The sequence below is a fragment of the Demequina muriae genome (assembly GCF_030418295.1).
GTDB lineage: Bacteria > Actinomycetota > Actinomycetes > Actinomycetales > Demequinaceae > Demequina > Demequina muriae.
Window position 1 is genome coordinate 1936702 of sequence record NZ_JAUHQA010000001.1, and the last position, 20277, is coordinate 1956978.

23 protein-coding genes are annotated in these 20277 nt (G+C 69.6%); 21 read left to right on the forward strand and 2 right to left on the reverse strand.

Annotation, left to right across the window (positions count from 1 at the left end; genetic code table 11):
- Nucleotides 1-142: 142 nt before the first annotated feature.
- The 15 genes from QQX02_RS09090 (at nt 143) to lysA (ending at nt 14138) form a co-directional block, all read left to right on the forward strand.
- Complete coding sequence (locus QQX02_RS09090) at nt 143-1099, forward strand: carbohydrate ABC transporter permease (RefSeq protein WP_301142586.1); 957 nt, start codon at nt 143-145, stop codon at nt 1097-1099.
- Entirely contained in the window at nt 1089-1958 is an 870-nt protein-coding gene (locus QQX02_RS09095) for a carbohydrate ABC transporter permease (protein WP_301142588.1), read from the forward strand. The genes QQX02_RS09090 and QQX02_RS09095 overlap by 11 nt, the downstream gene beginning before the upstream one ends.
- 14 nt (nt 1959-1972) lie before the next feature.
- On the forward strand, nt 1973-3331 hold the full coding sequence (locus tag QQX02_RS09100) for a Gfo/Idh/MocA family protein (RefSeq protein ID WP_301142589.1): 1359 nt from the start codon (nt 1973-1975) through the stop codon (nt 3329-3331).
- Nucleotides 3328-4251: an NAD-dependent epimerase/dehydratase family protein gene (locus tag QQX02_RS09105; RefSeq protein WP_301142590.1), complete on the forward strand. Its 924-nt coding sequence runs from the start codon at nt 3328-3330 to the stop codon at nt 4249-4251. The genes QQX02_RS09100 and QQX02_RS09105 overlap by 4 nt, the downstream gene beginning before the upstream one ends.
- The gene (locus tag QQX02_RS09110; protein ID WP_436968506.1) at nt 4244-5155 is read left to right on the forward strand and encodes a 5-dehydro-4-deoxyglucarate dehydratase; all 912 of its coding nucleotides are present in this window, start codon (nt 4244-4246) and stop codon (nt 5153-5155) included. Before QQX02_RS09105 ends, QQX02_RS09110 begins: the two co-directional genes overlap by 8 nt.
- A 38-nt stretch (nt 5156-5193) precedes the next feature.
- Nucleotides 5194-6225 (forward strand): mandelate racemase/muconate lactonizing enzyme family protein, encoded by a 1032-nt coding sequence (locus QQX02_RS09115; RefSeq protein ID WP_367304244.1) that lies wholly within the window; start codon nt 5194-5196, stop codon nt 6223-6225.
- Nucleotides 6225-7676, forward strand: a complete 1452-nt coding sequence (locus tag QQX02_RS09120; protein ID WP_436968528.1) for an aldehyde dehydrogenase (NADP(+)) — start codon at nt 6225-6227, stop codon at nt 7674-7676. The genes QQX02_RS09115 and QQX02_RS09120 overlap by 1 nt, the downstream gene beginning before the upstream one ends.
- A gap of 84 nt (nt 7677-7760) precedes the next feature.
- Nucleotides 7761-8795, forward strand: a complete 1035-nt coding sequence (locus QQX02_RS09125) for a LacI family DNA-binding transcriptional regulator (protein ID WP_301142593.1) — start codon at nt 7761-7763, stop codon at nt 8793-8795.
- Between the two features lie 9 nt (nt 8796-8804).
- On the forward strand, nt 8805-9176 hold the full coding sequence (locus QQX02_RS09130; RefSeq protein ID WP_301142594.1) for a YidH family protein: 372 nt from the start codon (nt 8805-8807) through the stop codon (nt 9174-9176).
- Nucleotides 9173-9508 carry a DUF202 domain-containing protein gene (locus QQX02_RS09135; RefSeq protein WP_301142595.1) on the forward strand — a complete coding sequence of 112 codons (336 nt, stop codon included), beginning with the start codon at nt 9173-9175 and terminating at the stop codon, nt 9506-9508. Before QQX02_RS09130 ends, QQX02_RS09135 begins: the two co-directional genes overlap by 4 nt.
- A complete protein-coding gene (locus QQX02_RS09140) occupies nt 9508-9852 on the forward strand; it encodes a hypothetical protein (protein ID WP_301142596.1) in 345 nt (114 codons plus the stop codon). Before QQX02_RS09135 ends, QQX02_RS09140 begins: the two co-directional genes overlap by 1 nt.
- 4 nt (nt 9853-9856) lie before the next feature.
- Nucleotides 9857-10636 carry an MBL fold metallo-hydrolase gene (locus tag QQX02_RS09145; protein ID WP_301142597.1) on the forward strand — a complete coding sequence of 260 codons (780 nt, stop codon included), beginning with the start codon at nt 9857-9859 and terminating at the stop codon, nt 10634-10636.
- 37 nt (nt 10637-10673) lie between these two features.
- Complete coding sequence (locus QQX02_RS09150; RefSeq protein ID WP_301142598.1) at nt 10674-11054, forward strand: MmcQ/YjbR family DNA-binding protein; 381 nt, start codon at nt 10674-10676, stop codon at nt 11052-11054.
- 70 nt (nt 11055-11124) lie between these two features.
- Entirely contained in the window at nt 11125-12801 is a 1677-nt protein-coding gene (gene argS / locus QQX02_RS09155; RefSeq protein WP_301142600.1) for an arginine--tRNA ligase, read from the forward strand.
- 2 nt (nt 12802-12803) lie between these two features.
- Nucleotides 12804-14138 (forward strand): diaminopimelate decarboxylase, encoded by a 1335-nt coding sequence (gene lysA / locus QQX02_RS09160; protein ID WP_301142601.1) that lies wholly within the window; start codon nt 12804-12806, stop codon nt 14136-14138.
- A gap of 50 nt (nt 14139-14188) precedes the next feature.
- Here the strand turns inward: lysA and QQX02_RS09165 are convergent, their stop codons facing one another.
- Nucleotides 14189-15043 carry an NAD(P)H-binding protein gene (locus QQX02_RS09165; protein WP_301142602.1) on the reverse strand — a complete coding sequence of 285 codons (855 nt, stop codon included), beginning with the start codon at nt 15041-15043 and terminating at the stop codon, nt 14189-14191.
- 111 nt (nt 15044-15154) lie between these two features.
- On the opposite strand from QQX02_RS09165, the gene QQX02_RS09170 reads away from it, so the two are divergent.
- From QQX02_RS09170 to QQX02_RS09180, 3 genes are all read left to right on the forward strand, one after another.
- Nucleotides 15155-15514 carry a winged helix-turn-helix transcriptional regulator gene (locus QQX02_RS09170; protein WP_301142604.1) on the forward strand — a complete coding sequence of 120 codons (360 nt, stop codon included), beginning with the start codon at nt 15155-15157 and terminating at the stop codon, nt 15512-15514.
- A 120-nt stretch (nt 15515-15634) separates the two neighbouring features.
- Nucleotides 15635-15856 (forward strand): hypothetical protein, encoded by a 222-nt coding sequence (locus QQX02_RS09175; protein ID WP_301142605.1) that lies wholly within the window; start codon nt 15635-15637, stop codon nt 15854-15856.
- A gap of 147 nt (nt 15857-16003) precedes the next feature.
- Nucleotides 16004-16237, forward strand: a complete 234-nt coding sequence (locus QQX02_RS09180) for a hypothetical protein (protein ID WP_301142607.1) — start codon at nt 16004-16006, stop codon at nt 16235-16237.
- A 92-nt stretch (nt 16238-16329) separates the two neighbouring features.
- On the opposite strand, the gene QQX02_RS09185 is transcribed toward QQX02_RS09180, so the two are convergent.
- A complete protein-coding gene (locus QQX02_RS09185; protein ID WP_301142608.1) occupies nt 16330-16887 on the reverse strand; it encodes an arsenate reductase/protein-tyrosine-phosphatase family protein in 558 nt (185 codons plus the stop codon).
- Nucleotides 16888-16968: 81 nt separating this feature from the next.
- Between QQX02_RS09185 and QQX02_RS09190 the strand changes: the two genes are divergently transcribed.
- The 3 genes from QQX02_RS09190 to thrB are packed head-to-tail and all read left to right on the forward strand — an operon-like array spanning nt 16969 to nt 20245.
- Entirely contained in the window at nt 16969-18258 is a 1290-nt protein-coding gene (locus QQX02_RS09190) for a homoserine dehydrogenase (RefSeq protein ID WP_301142609.1), read from the forward strand.
- Entirely contained in the window at nt 18258-19316 is a 1059-nt protein-coding gene (gene thrC / locus QQX02_RS09195) for a threonine synthase (RefSeq protein WP_301142611.1), read from the forward strand. The genes QQX02_RS09190 and thrC overlap by 1 nt, the downstream gene beginning before the upstream one ends.
- 2 nt (nt 19317-19318) lie before the next feature.
- A complete protein-coding gene (gene thrB, locus QQX02_RS09200; RefSeq protein WP_301142612.1) occupies nt 19319-20245 on the forward strand; it encodes a homoserine kinase in 927 nt (308 codons plus the stop codon).
- Nucleotides 20246-20277: the final 32 nt, after the last annotated feature.

Below are 20277 nucleotides of genomic sequence, written 5' to 3' on the forward strand. Positions count from 1 at the left end.
TCGTCTGGTGACACCATAGTGGCCGATGCGCGGGTCAGGTTTGACGTCCCGCCGCGGCTCGTGCCATGATGCCAGCACACAGCGTGAAACCGCTTTCTCGACCGTGAATGGCCGGGAGCACACAGTCGACAAGGAGGTTGGCGTGAGCAGTCTTGACGAACTCCGCACCATGGCGCGCACGGCGCGTGGGAGCGGAGCGCGGGTCAAGCACAAGGCCCCGGACAATCGCGCGGCATACCTGTTCCTCGCTCCGTGGCTGCTGGGCCTGATCGCCTTCACCGCGGGACCGATGGTGGCGTCGCTCTATCTGTCGTTCACGGACTACAACCTGCTGCAGTCTCCGATCGACAATCCGCCGGACTGGATCGGACTCGGCAACTACGCAGAGATGTTCAGCGACCCGGACTTCTGGAACTCCGTCAGGGTCACCTTGACGTACGTGCTGATCTCTGTGCCGCTGCAGCTGGTCTTGGCGCTCCTGCTGGCGCTGGCGCTCGACAAGGGTCTGCGCGGGCTCTCGATCTACCGGTCGATCTTCTACCTGCCGAGTCTGCTTGGCGGGTCGGTCGCGATCGCGATCCTGTGGCGTCAGGTGTTCGGCAAGGAGGGGCTCGTCAACGGGTTCCTGGCCTGGTTCGGCATCGACGGGCCCGGGTGGATCGGGCACCCGGACTATGCGCTGAGCACGATCATCGTGCTGCACATCTGGACGTTCGGCTCACCGATGGTGATCTTCCTTGCCGGTCTGCGTCAGATTCCTGCTCTCTACTACGAAGCGGCCGAGGTGGACGGTGCGGGTCCGGTGAGGCGGTTCTACTCCATCACCCTGCCGCTCCTGACGCCGATCATCTTCTTCAACCTGGTGCTGCAGATCATCTTCGCCTTCCAGAATTTCACCCAGGCCTATGTGGTCTCGGGAGGCACCGGCGGCCCGGCTGATTCGACGATGTTCTACACGCTGTTCCTCTATCGCGTCGGCTTCCTCGAGTACGACATGGGCCTCGCCTCCGCGATGGCCTGGTTCCTGGTGATCGTGATCGCGGCGTTCACTCTGATCAACTTCTGGCTCTCGAAGTATTGGGTGTTCTATGACGACTGACATCGACCGTCCTGTCCGCACGCGCACGCCCCGAGAGCGAGTGACGTCGTTCGCGAAGCACGCGTCGCTCGTCCTGTTCTCGGCGATTATGATCTACCCCTTGGTGTGGCTCGTGATCTCGAGCTTCAAGCCGAATGCGGACATCTTCCGGGACCTCAGCATCTTCACCACTGACCTCACGGTCGAGAACTACATCAACGGGTGGAACGACCTGCAGCACCCGTTCAGCGTCTTCCTGCTGAACTCCACGATCATCTCGGCCGCCTCGATCATCGGGAACCTGCTGTCCTGCTCGCTCGCCGCATATGCGTTCGCCCGGCTGCGGTTCCGCTTCCGCAACCTGCTGTTCGCGCTGATGCTGATGACGATCATGCTGCCGTTCCAGGTGACGCTCATTCCGCAGTTCACGATCTTCAAGGAACTGGGCTGGCTGAATACCTTCCTCCCACTCATCGTGCCCAAGTTCCTGGCAGTGGACGCATTCTTCATCTTCCTGATGGTGCAGTTCATCCGTGCGCTTCCACGGGAGATCTTCGAGGCCGCGCGCATCGACGGCGCTGGGCATCTGCGCACCTTCATCCAGGTCACGCTGCCGCTGATGATCCCGGCGTTGGCCACCACGGCCATCTTCACGTTCATCTGGACGTGGTCGGACTTCTTCGGGCCACTGATCTACCTCCGACTACCCGAGACATTCCCCGTCTCGGTCGCGCTCAAGGGGTTCCTCGACGTCCAGTCGAGCTCCGACTTCGGCTCGATGTTCGCGATGTCCGTCGTGTCGTTGCTGCCCCTGTTCGTCGTGTTCCTCGTCGGCCAGCGGTACCTCATCAAAGGCTTCGCCACCACCGGACTCAAGTAAGGGGTCTCCTTCGCATGACTACACGCACCAGGTACGCCCTCGTGGGCGCCGGCTCGCGCGCTCAGATGTTCCTCGATGCGATCGCCGGCCCGCACGCCGACGTCGCCGAGCTCGTCGCGTGGACCGACACCAATCCAGGTCGACTCGACTGGTCGCTCCGGCAGGAGGGCCGCGAGGCGCTCGGCGAGCCGGTACGGTTCGCGCCGGAAGGACTGGCGGCGGCGATCGTGAACGCGAACGTCGATCGGGTGATCGTCACGTCGCCCGACTTCACCCACGCGGAGATCATCGCCACCGCTCTCGAGGCAGGCGCCGACGTCGTCGTCGAGAAACCGCTCACGGTCTCGGAGGAGGGGGTGCGACGCATCGCCCAGGCGGTCGAGTCGACGGGTCGACAGGTCACCGTGACCTTCAACTATCGCTACTCGCCTCGCAACGCGGCGCTGAAGGAAGTCGTGGCCTCAGGAGCCATCGGGGATGTCACCTCGGTCCACTTCGAATGGGTCCTCGATACGGCCCATGGTGCGGACTACTTCCGGCGCTGGCACCGTGACAAGTCGAACTCGGGCGGCCTCTTGGTCCACAAGTCCTCTCATCACTTCGACCTGGTCAACTGGTGGCTGGCCGACGTGCCGGTGCGCGTGTTCGCCTCAGGAGGACTGCGCTTCTACGGAGCGGACAATGCGGCTCATCGGGGTCTGGGCCCGAGACCCGAGCGTGGCTCCGTCGACTCTGATCTGCGCGACGCGTTCAGCCTCGACCTGCGCCGCGACCGGGAACTGAAGGGGCTGTACTTCGATCAGGAGGCTCACGACGGCTACCTGCGTGATCGCGACGTCTTCGATGCTGGCATCACGATCGAGGACAACCTGTCCCTGGTGGTGGACTACGCGCGCGGCGCCTCCATGTCGTACAGCCTCAATGCCCATGCACCGTGGGAGGGCTACGCCGTCGCCGTCAACGGCACCGCCGGTCGCGCCGAGCTGACCGTGGTCGAGAGAGGTGCGGTGCTCGTCCGGGACGACGGGTCCGTCACGGTCGACCCCAGCATGCACCCCGATGGCGTGATCTCCGAGCGCACCCGACCGATCGGCGAACGGCTCGTGGTGCAGCGGCACTTCGAGCCCGCGGAGGAGGTCCCCATCCCGGAGGGCGAAGGTGGTCACGGCGGCGGCGATGCGCAGCTGTTGCGTGACGTCTTCGTCGGCGGCGACGAGGATCCATTGGGCAGAGCCTCCACATGGAACGACGGCGTGCGCAGCATGGCCGTCGGCCTCGCAGGGAACCGATCGCTCGAAGGAGACCGCGCGGTGCGCATCGCGGACGTCGACCTCGGCCGCGGAGCGGCATCGTTGACGGGGGACCCCTCGTGAAGGTCGTCGTGACGGGAGGGTCGGGCCGGCTCGGACGCTCGGTCGTCCGCGGGCTGGCGCACGCCGGGCACGCCGTGGTCGTGCTCGACCGCGATATCGATCCTGCGCTTCCTGCGCGCTCCGTCGCGGTTGACCTCGCCGACCGGGAGGCCACGGCATCCGCTCTCGCAGAGGCTGAGCCAGACGCGGTGATCCATCTGGCGGCGATCGCCGTCCCGTTCTCCGCCCCCGAGCATGAACTGCTCGCGATCAACACCGGCCTCGCCATGTCGGTGCTGGACGCCGTCCTCGCGTGCGGCTGCCCGCGGCTGCTCGTCGCGTCGAGCCCCACGGTGACGGGGTATGGCGCACCATGCGGGTGGGAGCCGACGTATCTCCCGATCGACGAGGATCACCCGGTGGCGCCATGGAACGCCTACGCGCTGTCGAAGGCGACGCTCGAGGCGATGATGGCGATGGCAGCCCGCCGCTACGGAGAGACGCTTCGCACGGGTGCGTTCCGGCCGTGCTACGTGATCTCTCCCGAGGAGTGGAGCGGCGCAGTGACTCAGCAGGGACATACCGTCACCGAACGGCTCGATGACCCGGCGCTGTCCGCAGTCGCGCTGTTCAACTATGTCGATGCTCGCGATGCCGCCGACTTCGTCCTGGCGTGGCTGACGCATGACGATGCTCCCAATGGTGCGACGTACATCGTGGGCGCCGTGGATTCGCTGGTGCGCGAACCGGTGGGAGAGGCGCTCGCGCGGCTCGTCCCCTCGGCCGCCGCCGCGTCGAGTGCCCTCGGCGACCGTGGGCCGGTGTTCTCGAGCGCGCGTGCGGAACGCGACCTGGGCTGGCGAGCCTCCCGCACCTGGCGGGACGAGCTCGTCGAGCCGCCCCGCGGGACCGAATCAGAACGGCAGGACTCCCATGCCTGACCTGACCTTTGGCGAGGGCGTCTACTTCTTCCCGGTCACCCCGTTCGACGACTCGGGTGAGGTCGACCTGGACCTTGCGGCAACGCTCATCCATGATGGCGTCGGCCACGGCGCGGGCGCCGTGTTTCCTGCCTGCGGCACCGGCGAGTTCCATGCGCTCTCGCTCGAGGAGCACCACGGCGTGGTGGAGACAGCGGTGCGAGCCGTGGCTGGTCGCGTGCCGGTGGTGGCTGGCGCGGGCGGGCCTCTGGGCCACGCCATCGCTGTCGCGCGCGGCGCGGAGCGGGCGGGGGCGGATGCCTTGCTCATCATGCCTCCGTACCTCGTGCAGGGTCCCCAGACAGGCGTCGTCGCCTATGTCGAGGCGGTCGTGGCGGCCACGGCGCTGCCGGCGATCGTCTATCACCGGGCGAATGCCCAGCTCACGAGGGAGTCGGCCGCGCGGCTCCTCCGGCACCCGCAAGTCGTGGGGCTCAAGGATGGCGTGGGAGATGTGGCGCTCGCGCAGCAGTTCGTGCTCGAGGCGCGTGCCGCAGGTCACGGCACGCTGTTCTTCAACGGGCTCCTCACGGCCGAGGCGAGCCAGGCCGCCTACCGGGCCATCGGGGTGCCCCTGTACTCCTCGGCCGCCTTCGCGATGGCGCCTGACGTGGCGACGGCATTTCATCATGCTCTCGAATCGGGAGATGACGAGGCACAGGCGCGACTGCTTGACGGCTTCTACACGCCACTGATCGAGCTGCGCGACGAGACGCCTGGCTTCGCCGTGTCGCTCATCAAGGCAGGCCTTCGCCTCGCGGGTCACCGTGTCGGGTCCGTGCGGCCTCCGCTGATGGATCCCTCCCGTGATCAGCTCGACCGGCTCCGTGCCATCCTCGAGCGCGGGAGGGATCTGGTCGCGTGACAGCCCCGGTAGCCCACGCCAGCGCCCGACGCCTACGCGTGCCGCTTTCGCGGCCCTGGGGTCCCGACGTCAGCGAGGTCAGTGTGATCGTCGTCGACGTGCAGGACTCCGACGGCGCGTCCGGGCAGGGCTTCGCCTGGACTCCATCGATCGGCGCGCGTGCCGTCCTCGCGATGATCGAGGACCACGTCCTGCCCCACGCCGTCGGTCGCCCCGCGTCGCCTGACGCGTGGACCGACGGATGGGAGCACGTGCACGAGGCGGGCGGGGGCGGGGTGACCACCATCGCCCTGGCCGGGCTGGACCTCGCACTGTGGGACCTGCGATGCCGCCGCGAGTCGATGCCGCTCGCGGATGCGCTGGGCCGTCGCCATGACACTCAGCCGGCGTACGGCAGCGGCGTCAACCTTCACTACAGCCTCCATGAACTGGTGTCCCAGGCGAAAAGGTGGGTCGAGGCGGGCTTCGGTGCAGTCAAGGTCAAGGTGGGGCGACCGACGCTCGCCGAGGATCTCGAGCGCCTGCGCGCCGTGCGCGACGTCATCGGCCCTGAGCGCTCGTTGATGGTGGACGCGAACCAGCGCTGGGATGTCGACACGGCCGCGGTCGCGGCGAATGCCATGGCGGAGGTCGGCATCGCGTGGCTCGAGGAGCCGCTGCGGGCAGACGACCTCGCGGGGCACGTCGCGCTCAAGGCCCGCACGTCGGTGCCGATCGCACTCGGCGAGAATCTGCACACCCTCCACCGCTTCCGCGACTTCATCGCGGCTGGCGCCGTGGACGTCGTCCAGCCGAATGTGATCCGGGTGGGTGGGATCACCCCGTTCCTCGACGTCGCGGCGCTGGCTCGTGATGCAGGCGTAGCCCTCGCCCCTCACCTGCTGCCTGAGATCTCGGCCCAGCTCGCGTTCGCGCTTCCTGAGCGCACGTGGGTGGAGGACGTCGAGGGCGCGGGCTTCTGGCAGTCGGGGGCGCTCAAGGCGCCGACGGGGGTCACGATCGCGGATGGCCGCGTGTCGGGGGGCCGCAGAGCAGGACTGGGTTTCGAGTTCAAGGAGGAGATCTCATGATCGACACGACTGACGACCAGGTGGACCGGATCGCCCGCCGGGCGCTCGACGCGTTCCACGTCACCGCGGAGACCGACGACGTGACGCGCGCGCGTTGGCTCGCAGCAGTCGCCGACGCTCTCGACCACCACGTGGAGCAGCTCGTCGCGGTCGCCGACCGTGAGACCCACCTGGGAGAGGCGCGCCTCCGCGGGGAGGTCGCGCGCACCACCGGTCAGCTCCGTCTGTTCGCGGACGTCCTGCGCGAAGGCTCCTACCTCGAGGCGACGATCGACCACGCGGTGGCGGACGCCACCCCACCCCGTCCCGACCTGCGGCGGCTGCTGCGGCCGCTCGGCCCCGTCGCGGTGTACTCGGCCTCGAACTTCCCCTTCGCGTTCTCCGTGGCGGGCGGCGACACTGCCTCTGCGCTCGCGGCGGGGTGTCCCGTGGTCGTCAAGGGACACTCGGGCCATCCCGAGCTCTCCGCCCTGACGGCGTCGATCGTGGTGGAGGCGCTCACCCGCGCGGGGGCGCCCGAGGGCACCCTCACCCTGGTGACGGGCCGTCAGGCGGGTATCGCACTTGTCGAGCATCCGGCGATCGCCGCAGCCAGCTTCACGGGCTCGCTCGGTGGCGGCAGAGCGCTGTTCGACCGTGCCGCGGCCCGACCCGTGCCGATACCGTTCTATGGCGAGCTCGCCTCGATCAACCCGGTGGTGGTGACGACGGCAGCCGACCGTGCGCGAGGGGAGGCGCTGGCCGCAGGCTTGGCAGGGTCGTTCGCGCTGGGACAGGGCCAGTTCTGCACCAAGCCGGGACTGGTGTTCGTCCCCACGGGCTCGTCGCTCGAGCGGGCGCTTCCGGACCATGTCGCCGCGAGTGGTCAGCCGATGCTCAACGATTCGATCCTGTCGAGCTTCGAGCACGGCATCGCCGAACTGGAGAGCATCCCCGGCGTGGAGCACGTGGCGGGCACGTCTGCGGTCGTCGACGGGGTTCCACAGCCGCGCGTGGTGGCGGTGTCCATCGCGACGCTGGAAGAGCACGCGGAACGGCTTCTCGACGAGGTGTTCGGCCCGGTGACCGTGCTGGTGCGAAGCGATGACCAGGCGCGCGTCAGAGCGGCCCTGACCCGGCTCGATGGCGCGCTCACGGGCACCATCCATGCAGAGCCGGGCGAGGACGTGGCCCCGCTCGTCAGCGTCCTCAGCGCCCGTGTGGGACGCGTGCTGTTCGATGGCTGGCCCACTGGCGTCGCGGTCACCTGGTCTCAGCAGCACGGTGGTCCCTATCCTGCGACGACCTCGATCCACACATCAGTCGGCGCGACCGCCGTGCGCCGGTTCCAGCGCCCCGTGGCCTATCAGGACGTGCCGTCATCGGCTCTCCCCGCGGCGCTGCGTGACGACAATCCGCTCGGCATCCCCCGCCGCGTGGACGGGGTGTTGACGCTGCCTGCGTCGCGCTGAGCGTCGCGCGCGGAGGGCACGGCGCACGTGCGCGATCACCGCACTGTGGCATCATCCGAGGATGATCGCGGGCGAGGAGTGGCCATGTCGGTGAGCGTGCGCGAGGTCGCCGCGCGCGCGGGCGTGTCCGTGGGCACCGTGTCGAATGTCCTCAATCGGCGCGATGCGGTGCGCCCCGCGACCGTCGAACGCGTCGAGCGTGCGATCGACGAGCTGGGGTACGTGCCCAACGACGCCGCGCGCCAGCTGCGGGCGGGGCAGTCGACGACGATCGCGCTGGTGGTGCTCGATATCGGCAACCCGTTCTTCACGGACGTGGCCAGGGGTGCGGAGGAGCGCGCCGTCGAATCCGGGTACACGCTGCTGCTCGCCAACAGCGACGATTCGGTCGAGCGCGAGTCTGCGCACCTCGACCAGTTCGAGCGCCAGCGCGTCGCCGGAGTGCTGGTGGTGCCAACCTCCTCGGCCCAGCCGCGCGTGAGCCAGTTGCGCGCCCACGGCGTCCCCGTCGTGCTCGTGGACCGTGGGACGGCCGATGCGACGCTGGCCTCGGTCGCGGTCGACGACGTCGAGGGCGGCCGGCTCGCCGCGGAGCACCTCCTGTCCCAGGGGCGGCGCCAGCTGGTCTTCGTGGGCGGGCCCGAGGATCTGCCGCAGGTCCAGGACCGATCGGCCGGCGCGCACTCCGCAGTGGGCGCCGTCGAGGGCGCGGGCATCCTCCACGTCCCGACCGCCGCGCTCACTCTGGACGACGGCATGTCAGCCGGCGCCGAGGTGCGTGCGCTGGTGCGTGCGGGCCGGTGCGACGCCGTGCTCGCGGCCAACGACCTGCTCGCGATCGGCGTGCAGCAGGCGTTGCTGTCGGGTCCCGACCCGGTGGGGATTCCGCGCGAGGTGGCGCTCGTGGGGTACGACGACATCAGCTTCGCGGCGGCCGCGGTGGTGCCGATCACCTCGGTGCGCCAGCCTCGCCGCGTCATGGGGGCGACGGCAGTGGACCTGCTGCTCCGCGAGGCGGGCCTCGCGCCGGCGGCCGCCCGCGAGCACGTGGTGTTCCAGCCGGAGCTCGTCGTGCGGGCCTCCAGCACCGTGCCGGCCCCGCCGGACGCCCCGGCATAGTCTGGAGTCATGGCCGCACGAGACATGTCCCAGCGCTTTCCCCGTCGCGTCTACGGCGTGGGCGACGAGCCGGACCCGCGGTTCAGCCTTGCGAATGAGCGCACCTACCTCGCATGGACGCGCACTGCGCTCGCGTTGTTCGCCGCCGGCGTCGCGCTCGAGGCGCTCGAGGTGCCCATCGACGGCGAGCTCCGTATGTGGGCTGCGGCGCTGTTCGTCGTGCTGGGCATTCTTGCGGCAGTCGAGGGGCTGCTGGGGTGGTTCCGCACGGAGAAGGCGATGCGGCTGCGCACGCCGCTGCGTGGTCCCTCGGTCGCTCCCATCCTGACCGTCGGCATGATCGTGGGGGTCGTGATGGTCGCGGTGGGGCTGCTCCGGTGACCGAGCACGGCCCCTTCGACGAGGGCCTCCAGGCCGAGCGCACGCTGCTCGCATGGCGACGCACCGCGCTGTCCTTCGCCGTCGCCTCGCTCATGGGCATCAAGGTGATGGCCGATGCGGGCGTGGCGGTCGTCGTGCTCGGTCTCGCGGGCGTCGCGTTGGGCGGCGTCGCGTACGTGGTCGCCTCGGCGCGCTATCGCACCGCGCATGCGCAACTGGTGACCTACGGCACCGCCCCGCGACCGGGCCTGGCGCTCGCGGCGATGTCGGCGAGCGTGCTGGTGCTCGGTGTCGCGTGCGCCGCCTACGTCTTCGCCGGGGCGCTGCCGTGATGAGGCGCCGTGCCGGCCTGGTGGTCGCCGCGGTGGCGTGCGGCGGAGCGCTTTCCGCGTGCGGATCCGGCACGGCGGCGCCCGAGCGCGCGGCCGATGCGGTGGGTGCGGCAGCGTCGATCGACAGCGACGCGGGCGGCGTGCGCGTGCACTTCGCGCACGATGCCGGATACGAGTACTTCGAGGGCACGATCTTCGTCCTCGACGACGACGTGACCGTGGTCGGGGCTGCGGCCGCGGCGAGTGACATCGCGGCCGGAGATCGCCTGCGCGTGTGGACGAGTGCGTGCGCGGAGTCCTTCCCGGTGCAATGCGAGGTCGAGGCCATCGAGGTGCTTGACTAACGCCATGACCGGCACCCCCCAGGCCACGCTCGTCGGTGGCCCCACCGTGGTCCTCGAATACGCGGGACTGACCTTCCTCACCGACCCCACCTTCGATCCGCCCGGGAAGGTGGGCAACCTCACCAAGCTCGAGGGGCCCGCGCTGTCGCACAGCGACATCGGCCACATCGATGTGGTGCTGCTGTCGCACGACGAGCACGAGGACAACCTCGACGTCTCCGGGCGCACAGTGCTTGACCTCGTGCCGCACGTGCTCACCACTCCCTCGGGTGGCACGCGCATCGGCCGCGCCCAGGGCATGCGGCGCTGGGATCAGGCGATCATCCCCGGCGGCGCGTCGCCGGTGACCATCACCGCGGTGCCGGCCCGCCACGGTCCGAGCGTCATCAAGCACCTCACTGGTCAGGTCACCGGATTCGTGCTCGAGGCCGAGGGCTGGCCCACCATCTACATCTCGGGCGACAACTCCTCAGTGAAGAAGGTCACGCGAGTGGCCGAGCGGTTCCCTGACGTCAGCATCGCCATCATCTTCGCCGGCGGGGCGCGGGTCGAACGACTGGGGGACATGCTGCTGACGGTCGACGCCGAGCGGGTGTCCCAGATCGCCGGGCTGTGGCCCGACGCCGCCGTGTATCCGGTGCACATCGACGACTGGGCCCACTTCGCGCAGCCGCGAGCCGACCTCGTCGCCTGGTTCGAGGACGCGGGCCAGCTCGACACGATCACGCTCCTCGAGCGCGGCGTGCGCACGCCCCTGCCCGCGGCGGTGGCGTCGGCCTCCTGACGCGCGCGTGTCGGAGGGCACGCCTAGCGTGAGTGACATGAGCGAACCCGCCGAGGTCCCTGACGTCGACCCGTGGATGATGGACGTGCTGTCCCGGCTGCCGGGCGCGCAGGTGGTGCCGTATCCCGCGTGGGGGTCGCAGACCTTTCAGGTGGGTGGCAAGCACTTCGGACGCCTCGGTCTCCACCCCAGCGGCGCGCGCATCATCACCGTGAAGGGCGACCCGGACGTCAACGCGGCGCTTGTGGCACAGTTCGAGGCCGTCACCCCCGGCTACTACGCGGACAAGCGGCGGTGGATCTCGATCGAGGTCGATGATCCCGCCATGCCGCGCGACGTCGCGATCGAGGCGCTGGAGACCGCCTACGCGTTGGTCAGGCAAGGACTGCCCAAGCGAGTGCAGGCCTCGCTCGGGTGACCTCGCGAGCGGCCCGGGCCCCTCGCATCGGCCGCGCGCCCGGGCGCTGTCGCGCCGATAGACTCGAGAAGTGACCCCTGACGAGCTCTCCCAGAAGATCCGCGACGCCCTGCTTCAAGGCATCGACGACAGCGACTTCCAACTGTCGCCGTTCGATGTGCCAGACGAGGTGCGTGTGGAGCGACCCCGCCAGCGCGAGCACGGCGACTGGTCGACCAACGTCGCGATGCAGTTGGCCAAGCAAGCGGGGACGAGTCCGCGCGAGTTCGCGCAGACCCTCGCCGAGCGGCTCGGAGAGCTGGACGGCATCGACAGCGCGGATGTCGCCGGACCCGGCTTCCTCAACATCCGCCTGGCCGCATCCGCCGCGGGCGAGCTGGCGCGCGGCATCGTCGAGTACGGCGCGGACTACGGCCGCGGGGAGTCGCTGACGGGGAAGACGGTCAACGTCGAGTTCGTCTCCGCGAACCCCACCGGACCGATCCACCTGGGCGGCACTCGCTGGGCCGCGGTCGGCGACTCGATCGCCCGACTGCTCGAGTTCCACGGTGCGCGGGTGGTGCGCGAGTACTACTTCAACGATCACGGCAGCCAGATCGACCGGTTCGCCGCATCGCTGTACGCCGTCGTGTCCGGAGAACCCGCTCCCGAGGACGGCTACAGCGGCCAGTACATCCAGGACATCGCGGATCAGGTGATGGTCGAGGCGATGGCCGCCGGGGACAAAGATCCCCTCGAGATGCCGCGCGAGCAGGCGCTCGAATTCTTCCGTGATCGTGGCGTCACGCTGATGTTCGGCGAGATCAAGCAGTCGCTGGCGGACTTCGGCGTCGAGTTCGACGTGTACTTCCACGAGGACTCGCTGCACCACTCGGGCAAGGTGGAGCGCGCGCTCGCCGAGCTCAAGGCCTCCGGTGCGCTGTACGAGTCGGACGGCGCGTGGTGGCTGCGCAGCTCCGAGTACGGTGACGAGAAGGACCGCGTGGTCATCAAGTCGGACGGGAATGCGGCGTACATCGCCGGTGACATCGCGTACATCCGCGACAAGGCCGAGCGTGGTGCGGACCTGTGCGTCTACCTGCTCGGCGCCGACCACCACGGATACATCGCACGGCTCAAGGCCGGTGCCGCCGCGCTCGGGTACGCCCCCGAGATCGTCGAGGTCATCATTGGCCAGATGGTCAACCTGGTGAAGGACGGCGAGCCGGTGCGGATGTCCAAGCGCGCGGGCAACGTGGTCACCATGGAGGACCTCGTGGAGGCCGTCGGCGTGGACGCCGCGCGCTACGCGCTCGCGCGCTCGAGTGCCGACCAGTCGATCGACATCGACCTCGACCTGCTGGCCTCGCAGTCCAACGCCAACCCCGTGTTCTACGTGCAGTACGCCCACGCGCGCACCTCCGGCGTCTCTCGCAACGCGGCGGAGTACGGCATCCGTCGCGAGGACGGCTTCGACGCCTCGCTGCTCGCGCACGAGTGGGAGGCGAAGCTGCTGGGCGTGCTCGGGGAGTTCCCCCGCGTGGTCGCCATGGCCGTCGACTATCGCGAACAGCACCGAGTGGCGCGCTACCTCGAGGAGCTCGCATCGGTGTATCACGGCTGGTACGACCGCACCCGCGTGACGCCTCAGGGCGACGAGGAGATCACGGACCTGAATCGCACCCGCCTGTGGCTCAACGACGCCACGCGGCAGGTGCTGGCGAACGGCCTGCACCTGCTCGGCGTGTCAGCGCCGGAGCGGATGTAGCCGTGTCGGTCTGGTCGAGCACCGTTCAGCGCGGTGAGGACGGAGCGCTGTCTGTGGGAGGCGTCGACGTGCGCGAGCTCGTCGGCGAGCACGGCACGCCGCTGTATGTGGTGGACGAGACCGACTTCCGTGCCCGTGCATCGGCCTTCCGGGACCACTTCGGAGAGGCGTTCGCCCGCCACGGCGCCGAGGTCGACATCTACTACGCGGGCAAGGCCTTCCTGTGCTCGCAGGTCTCGTCATGGATGCACGAGGAGGGGCTGCACCTCGACGTGGCGTCCCTCGGGGAGCTGGAGATCGCGCTGCGCGGGGGCATGCCTGCCGCGCGCATCGGCCTGCACGGCAACAACAAGGCGGACGACGAGCTGAGGCGCGCGCTCATCGCGGGCGTGGGCCGGATCATCGTCGACTCGTTCACTGAGATCGAGATCCTCGACGCCCTCGCGCGTGAGCTCGGTGTGGTGGCTCCCGTGATGGTGCGCGTCACGACCGGCGTGCACGCGGGCGGCCACGAGTACATCGCGACGGCTCACGAGGACCAGAAGTTCGGGCTGTCGCTCGCCTCGGGCGCCGCGATGCGCGCGCTCCTCGCGTGCCACGAGGCGCCCCACCTGAGACTGTCGGGCATCCACACGCATATCGGCAGCCAGATCATGTCGATCGACGCGTTCCGCGAGTCGGCGGAGCGCATGCTCGGCCTTCGTGCGGCGTTCACGGCGTCGACCGGCGACGAGCTGCCCGAGGTCGACCTCGGTGGCGGCTACGCCATTCGGTATACCGAGGACGCCGAGGCGCTCGACCCCGCGGAGGCCGCCTACGCGATCGCCGATGCGGTGGCGGCGGTGATGGAGACCGTCGGTGGCACCTGGCCGCGCTTCAGCATCGAGCCGGGACGCGCCATCGCCGGTCCGGCGGGGCTCACCTTGTACCGGGTGGGCGTGGTCAAGTCGGTGGACCTCGAGGACGGTGGTCGCCGCGCGTACATCGCGGTGGATGGCGGCATGAGCGACAACATGCGGCCCGTCACCTACGGCGCGAACTACACCGCGGCGATCGCGTCACGCGAGTCCTCAGCGGACCTGGTGGCGTCCCGAGTGGTCGGCAAGCACTGTGAGTCCGGCGACATCGTGGTGCGCGACGTGCGGCTTCCGCTCGATGTGGCCCGCGGCGATCTCGTGGCCGTGCCGGCCACTGGCGCGTACGGGCGCTCGATGGCGTCGAACTACAACGCGGCGCTGCGGCCTGCGGTGGTGTCGGTGCGCGATGGCCAGTCCCGCGTGCTGGTGCGGCGCGACACCATCGAGGACCTGCTGGCGCTCGACGTCGCACCTGAGTGAGCAGGGTCCGCCCGCCGCGAGGAGCGACGGGCGGACGTGAGAGCCGGCGATCAGATCGCGGCGCGCACCGCGGACTCGAGCGAGACGGGCGGGCGTCCGATCAGGCGCTCGAGGTCGGTCGACTCGGTGAAGAGGTCGCCCCTCGCGATAGACGCGTCCACGGAGGCCCAGAATCCGGCGGTGCCGGCGTCCATTCCTGCCGCCTCCTGCAGCGTCGATGAGAGCTCATCGACGCTGACGTCGCGGTGGGTGACGGTGGTGCCGGTGACGGCGGTGACCGTGCTCGCCAGCTCGTCGATGGTGAAGGCGACGCCGCCGATCTCGTAGGTGGCGCCTTCGTCATCCTGAATGGCGGCGACGGCCGCAGCATCGGCGAAGTCGGAGCGCGTGCCTGCGGTGAGCCGTGCGCCTCCAGTGGCTCCCAGCAGCGTGCCGGTCGCGACGTACTGGCCGATCTGGCCGGTGTAGTTCTCGAGGTACCAGGAATTGCGCAGCACGGTGGCAGGGATGGCCGATGCGCGCAGCGCCGCCTCGGTCTCGACATGCTCGGGGGCAAGGCCAAGGGTGGAGGTGTCCGCCTTCAGGATCGAGGTGTAGACGATGCGAGAGACCCCGGCACGCTCCGCTGCGTCGATCACGGCGGCGTGCTGAGCGCTGCGCTTGCCCACCTCGGAGGAGGAGACGAGCACGAGTCGTGTGACGCCGTCGAGGGCGGCGTCGAGTGAGGCGGCGTCTTTGTAGTCGCCGAACCGCACCTGAACGCCGCGCTCGGCGAGATCGCTCACTTTGGCTGTGGTGCGAGCGATGGCGACGATGTCAGCAGCGGCGACGCCGCGAGCGAGCATGCTTTCGACGATGAGGCGGCCCAGGTGTCCGCTGGTTCCGGTGACGGCGAAGGTGGTCATGAGGGGTGTCCTTTTCCTAGGGTCGATGAGGTGAGCATCGACGCTAACCAGGAGAAAGCACTATCCATTCCTCAGTGCCCCGAGATGTGCTGTCGAGGCTAGTCTGGGGCGGTGGCAGACAACGGTCCTGACGCGACGCTCGTGGTGAGCGTGTTCGCGCGTGAGTGCACCTCGCGCGCGCTCTTCGAGGACGTCACCGGCAAGTGGGCGTCGCTCGTGCTGCTCGCTCTCGACGACGGGCCTCGACGATTCGGGGAGCTCCGACGGCGGGTCGAGGGAGTGAGCGAGAAGATGCTCTCCCAAGCGCTCAAGACGCTCGAGAGCGGCGGCATGGTCGCCCGGACCGCCCACCCCCAGTCGCCGCCACGAGTGGACTACGAGCTCACCGAGCTCGGCGCGCAGGTGGCGACCCGGCTCCGCGGCCTGGCCGACCTGCTGGAGGGCACCGCCGCCGCACGCCTCCAGGATTGAGCCACTGCTCGTCCGCACTGCTAGACCGCCGATCTCGTGATGAGTGGAAGTGCTCAAGGGGAGGGATTGTTCTCCCCACCGGACGGCAAAGGGCCGTCCAGCGAAGGAAGGAGTGGAGTGATGCCAGACCCCACCGACCAGAGCAAGGAAGAGTTCCACGAGGGCACCGAGGCCCTGCAGAGCATCGCCGACGACGTCGAGGCCGAGCGCGAGCGCTCGGGCAGCGGGACCAACCTCCCGAACGACGACGACACGGCCGAGGGCGAGGCGGAGACGCGCGAGGACCACCTCGAGCCTGACGTGGCCACACCGCTCGATCACCGGCTCGACGAGCAGAAGTAGACCGACGCACATGCGAGGGACGGCATCGGCCGTACCTGTGAAAGGTCTGAGAACGCCGCGAGCGTTGTCCTAGGTGAGCGGGTGGCCCGAGCGTCGTCCGCTCCGGGGCACCAGGGCGGTGCCTGCAGTGGACGGAAGGAGACCATCATGGCGAAGTTCACTCACGAGGGCACCGAAGATCTGCAGCACCTCGCTGACGAGGTGGAGAAGGAGCGTCAGGCCAAGGGCCACACGCCCTTCGACGACGTCCCTGAGAACGAGGACGGCGAGACCACCCGCGAGGACCATGAAGGGGTGGACGAGGTTCTGGGCGACGCGAGCGACCCCGCCCGGGCTGGCATCGTCGGCGTGGCAGGCCGCGTGCAGCGACCCGGCATCTGATCCGCCCTCACCGTCGCGAATGCCCGGGTGCCGTCAGGCCCCCGGGCATTCGTTCGTCTCGCGTGAAGACTGCGGCCCCCTGAGCTGGGCGGTCAGCCGTCGGCCAGCCGCGCCCACGCGGTGATCGCCTCGAGGGACTCCACGATCTCGTCCATGACGCGGTCGTAGGTCTCCTGGTCGAGCGACCACGGGTCATCCAGGCTTCGCAGCTCCACGGGCTCGGCCACGCGGGCCATGTGCAGGGCCCCCGCGGTGTTCATGAGCCGCTCTCGTGGAGACGCGCCCATGGGTGGCTCCGCCTGCTCGGTGAGCGCATGCGCCTCCTTGATGCCGAAGGCATGCGCCGGCACACCGTTCCACTCCTCCTCGATCCACGTCGCGTGCTGCTGGGTGGCGACGAGCACCAGGTCCGCGTTCTCGATGATGCGGCGGTCGAGCTGCGTGGGGCGATGGCGCGGTATGTCCAGCCCGTGCCTGCGTGCGGACATGCGCATCGGCGTGGGGACGTCCATCCCGATCTCCGCGAAGATGCCGGCGCTCGTGACCTCCGCCGCGTCACCCCATTCGCGCTGTGCGAGGTAGTGCATCGCAGGGGAGCGACAGATGTTGCCGGTGCAGACCATGACGACTCGTGCGGGGCGTTGATCCATGTCATCGACCCTACGTGAGGCCTGGCGATGCCCGTCCCGGCGCCGCCCTGGGCGTCCGCCGCGCTCCGATAGAGTGGGGCCGTGTCTCCCACCTCCGCTCCCGTGAAGATCGCCGTGCTCGGATGCGGCACCGTCGGCACCCAGGTGGTGCGGCTGCTGCTCGAGCAGGCGAGTGACCTCGCCGCTCGCGTGGGCGCCCCCGTCGAACTCTCCGGCATCTACGTGCGCGACACGACCACGCCCCGCGACGCGGCCGTCCCAGTCGACGCGCTCACGTCCGATGCCCAGGCGCTGGTGGACTCCTCCGACGTCGTCGTCGAGGTGATGGGTGGCATCGAGCCCGCTCGCACGCTCATCCTCCGCGCACTCGAGCGGGGATCCGCCGTGGTGACCGCCAACAAGGCGCTCCTGGCTCAGGGTGGCGCGGAGCTGTACGAGGCGGCCGATGCGGCGGGCGCCGACCTCTACTACGAGGCGGCCGTCGCCGGCGCCATCCCCATCGTGCGCCCGGTGCGAGAGTCGCTTGCCGGCGACCGCGTGACGCGCATCCTGGGCGTCGTGAACGGCACCACCAACTACGTGCTCGACGAGATGACAACCAAGGGCCTGGACTACGACGCCGTGGTCGCCGAGGCGCAGCGTCTGGGCTACGCGGAAGCGGACCCCACCGCGGACGTGGGCGGCCACGACGCCGCCGCGAAGGCCGCCATTCTCGCGTCGCTCGCCTTCCACCAGCGCGTGGGAATCGACGACGTCTACTGCGAGGGCATCACTGCGGTCACGGCTGACGACATCGCTGCCGCGACCGAGACCGGCCGCGTCATCAAGCTGCTGGCCGTGGCCGAGCAGACGGACGCGGGCGTGTCGGTGCGCGTGCATCCCACCCTCGTGCCTCGCGATCACCCGCTCGCGGGCGTGCGCGGGGCCTTCAACGCCGTGTTCGTCGAGGCCGAGGCAGCCGGCGAGCTGATGTTCTACGGGCAGGGAGCGGGCGGCGTTCCCACCGCATCGGCCGTCCTGGGCGACATCGTGTCCGTCGCGCGCCACAAGGCGGGCGGCGGCAAGGGGCCGCGCGAATCCAACTACGCGCGCCTCGAGGTGCTGCCCATGTCGGCGGCCATGACGCGCTACGCGGTGCGCATGAGCGTCCCGGATCGCCCGGGAGTGCTCGCCGCCGTCGCGACGATCTTCGCGTCGCACGGCGTCGGCATCGAGTCGGTGCGCCAGATGCCAGGCAAGGGCCACGCCGGCCTGATCCTGTCGACGCACCGGGCACGGGAGTCCGCGCTGAGCGCGACCGTCGAGGATCTGCGGTCCACCGATGCCGTCAACGAGGTCTGGTCGGTGCTGCGTATCGAGGGAGAGCTGTAGTGGCGCACGTGTGGCGCGGCATCGTCCGCGAGTATCGGGACCGGCTTCCCTTCGACGAGTCCGATCAGGTGGTGACCCTGGGCGAGGGCGGGACCCCGCTGGTGTACGCCGGGTCGATCTCCTCCGAGGTGGGCGCCGAGGTCTTCGTCAAGGTCGAGGGGATGAACCCCACCGGCTCCTTCAAGGACCGCGGCATGACCGCGGCGATGACCCAGGTGGTCAAGAGCGGCGACCACACCGTGGTGTGCGCCTCGACGGGCAACACCTCCGCATCGGCCGCCGCCTACGCCGCGCATGCCGGACTCACCTGCGTAGTGATGATCCCGCAGGGCAAGATCGCGGCCGGCAAGATGGCGCAGGCCATCGTGCACGGTGCTCGCCTGGTGCAGGTGGACGGCAACTTCGACGAGTGCCTCGACATCGTGCGCGCGCTCAGCGAGGAGTACCCCGTCGCACTCGTGAACTCCGTCAACCCCTTCCGCCTGCAGGGCCAGAAGACCGCCGCCTTCGAGATCGTCGACCAGCTGGGGGACGCCCCCGACATCCACATGCTTCCGGTGGGCAACGCTGGCAACATCTCCGCGTACTGGATGGGTTTCCGTGAGTATGCGGAGTCGGGTCCGGCGACCCGGACGCCCCGCATCTGGGGCGTGCAGGCCGAGGGCGCCGCGCCGTTCGTGGCAGGGCACCCCATCAAGGATCCCGAGACGGTCGCCACCGCGATCCGCATCGGCAAGCCCGCGTCCTGGGACCTGGCGATCGCCGCGCGCGACGACTCCGGCGGGTGGATTCGTGCGGTGTCCGACACCGAGATCCTTGCGGCCCAGCAGCGCCTGGCCGCTGATGTGGGAGTGTTCGTGGAGCCCGCATCGGCCGCCCCCATCGCCGGGCTGCTCGCCGCAGCCGCGAAGGGCGAGGTGCCGCGGGGAGCGACCATCACCTGCACCGTGACCGGCAACGGCCTCAAGGACACGGCGACGGCGCTCGCGGGACACGAGGTCGAGCCCGTCGTCATCCCGGTGGACGTCGAGGCGGCCGCCCAGGCGCTGGGGCTCTAGGCATGAGGCTCGTCGCGGATCGCGTGCGGGTGCAGGTGCCCGCCACGGCCGGCAACCTCGGCCCGGGCTTCGACGCGCTCGGGCTCGCCCTCGGGGTGGCAGACGAGCTCGACGTGCGCGCCGTCGCGGCCGCAGACGTCGGCATCGAGATCGAGGGCGAAGGCGCCGATTCGCTTCCGCGCGACGACACGCATCTGGTGGTGCGCGCGCTGCGTGAGGCGCTCGATCACGTGGGCGCGTCCCAGGTGGGCCTCGCGATTCGTGCCACCAACCGCATTCCGCACGGACGTGGGCTGGGCTCGTCGGCCGCAGCGGTCGTCGCGGGCATCTGGGCCGCTCGCGGCCTGATCGCGGAGCCGGACGCGCTGTCGCCCGAGGTGGCGCTCGAGCTCGCGACCCGGTTCGAAGGACACCCCGACAACGCTGCACCCGCCATTCTGGGCGGCGCCACCGTGGCGTGGCAGGACGCGGATGGCGCACATGCGCGGCCGCTCGTCATGGCGGACGAGATCGAGACTGCGGTGCTGATTCCGCGATCGGTGCTGCCCACGACACAGGCCCGGTCCGTGTTGCCTGCTCAGGTGCCGCACGCTGACGCCGCCTTCAATGCTGGCCGCGCCGCGCTGCTGGTCAATGCGCTCGCGGGGCGCCCGGAAGATCTGTTCGCCGCCACCGAGGACCGTCTCCACCAGGGCTATCGCGCCGAGGTGATGGCAGCCGCGCCGGCCATGATCGCCCACCTGCGAGCGCAGGGCATCGCCGCCGTCGTCTCGGGGGCGGGGCCGTCGGTGCTGGTGCTCGGCACCGACCTGGCGTCCCACGGTCTGTCCACCGGGCACCTCGCCTGGGCGGAGGGAATCGGCGACGAGTCATGGCGCTGCGTCCACACCGTCGAACGCGTCCCCGGAGCGATGGTCGAGCGGCTGTAGCTGGCCCCCGCATCGGCCGCCTCGCCTGGGCG

What these genes read in the sequence shown, in the direction of transcription:
- QQX02_RS09175 (WP_301142605.1), top strand. Translation starts at nt 15,635, where the DNA reads ATGCCAGACCCCACCGACCAGAGCAAGGAAGAGTTCCACGAGGGCACC.
- QQX02_RS09185 (WP_301142608.1), bottom strand. Translation starts at nt 16,887, where the DNA reads ATGGATCAACGCCCCGCACGAGTCGTCATGGTCTGCACCGGCAACATC.
- QQX02_RS09180 (WP_301142607.1), top strand. Translation starts at nt 16,004, where the DNA reads ATGGCGAAGTTCACTCACGAGGGCACCGAAGATCTGCAGCACCTCGCT.
- QQX02_RS09125 (WP_301142593.1), top strand. Translation starts at nt 7,761, where the DNA reads ATGTCGGTGAGCGTGCGCGAGGTCGCCGCGCGCGCGGGCGTGTCCGTG.
- QQX02_RS09130 (WP_301142594.1), top strand. Translation starts at nt 8,805, where the DNA reads ATGGCCGCACGAGACATGTCCCAGCGCTTTCCCCGTCGCGTCTACGGC.
- QQX02_RS09100 (WP_301142589.1), top strand. Translation starts at nt 1,973, where the DNA reads ATGACTACACGCACCAGGTACGCCCTCGTGGGCGCCGGCTCGCGCGCT.
- QQX02_RS09140 (WP_301142596.1), top strand. Translation starts at nt 9,508, where the DNA reads ATGAGGCGCCGTGCCGGCCTGGTGGTCGCCGCGGTGGCGTGCGGCGGA.
- QQX02_RS09145 (WP_301142597.1), top strand. Translation starts at nt 9,857, where the DNA reads ATGACCGGCACCCCCCAGGCCACGCTCGTCGGTGGCCCCACCGTGGTC.
- QQX02_RS09095 (WP_301142588.1), top strand. Translation starts at nt 1,089, where the DNA reads ATGACGACTGACATCGACCGTCCTGTCCGCACGCGCACGCCCCGAGAG.
- QQX02_RS09165 (WP_301142602.1), bottom strand. Translation starts at nt 15,043, where the DNA reads ATGACCACCTTCGCCGTCACCGGAACCAGCGGACACCTGGGCCGCCTC.
- QQX02_RS09110 (WP_436968506.1), top strand. Translation starts at nt 4,244, where the DNA reads ATGCCTGACCTGACCTTTGGCGAGGGCGTCTACTTCTTCCCGGTCACC.
- QQX02_RS09150 (WP_301142598.1), top strand. Translation starts at nt 10,674, where the DNA reads ATGAGCGAACCCGCCGAGGTCCCTGACGTCGACCCGTGGATGATGGAC.
- thrB (WP_301142612.1), top strand. Translation starts at nt 19,319, where the DNA reads ATGAGGCTCGTCGCGGATCGCGTGCGGGTGCAGGTGCCCGCCACGGCC.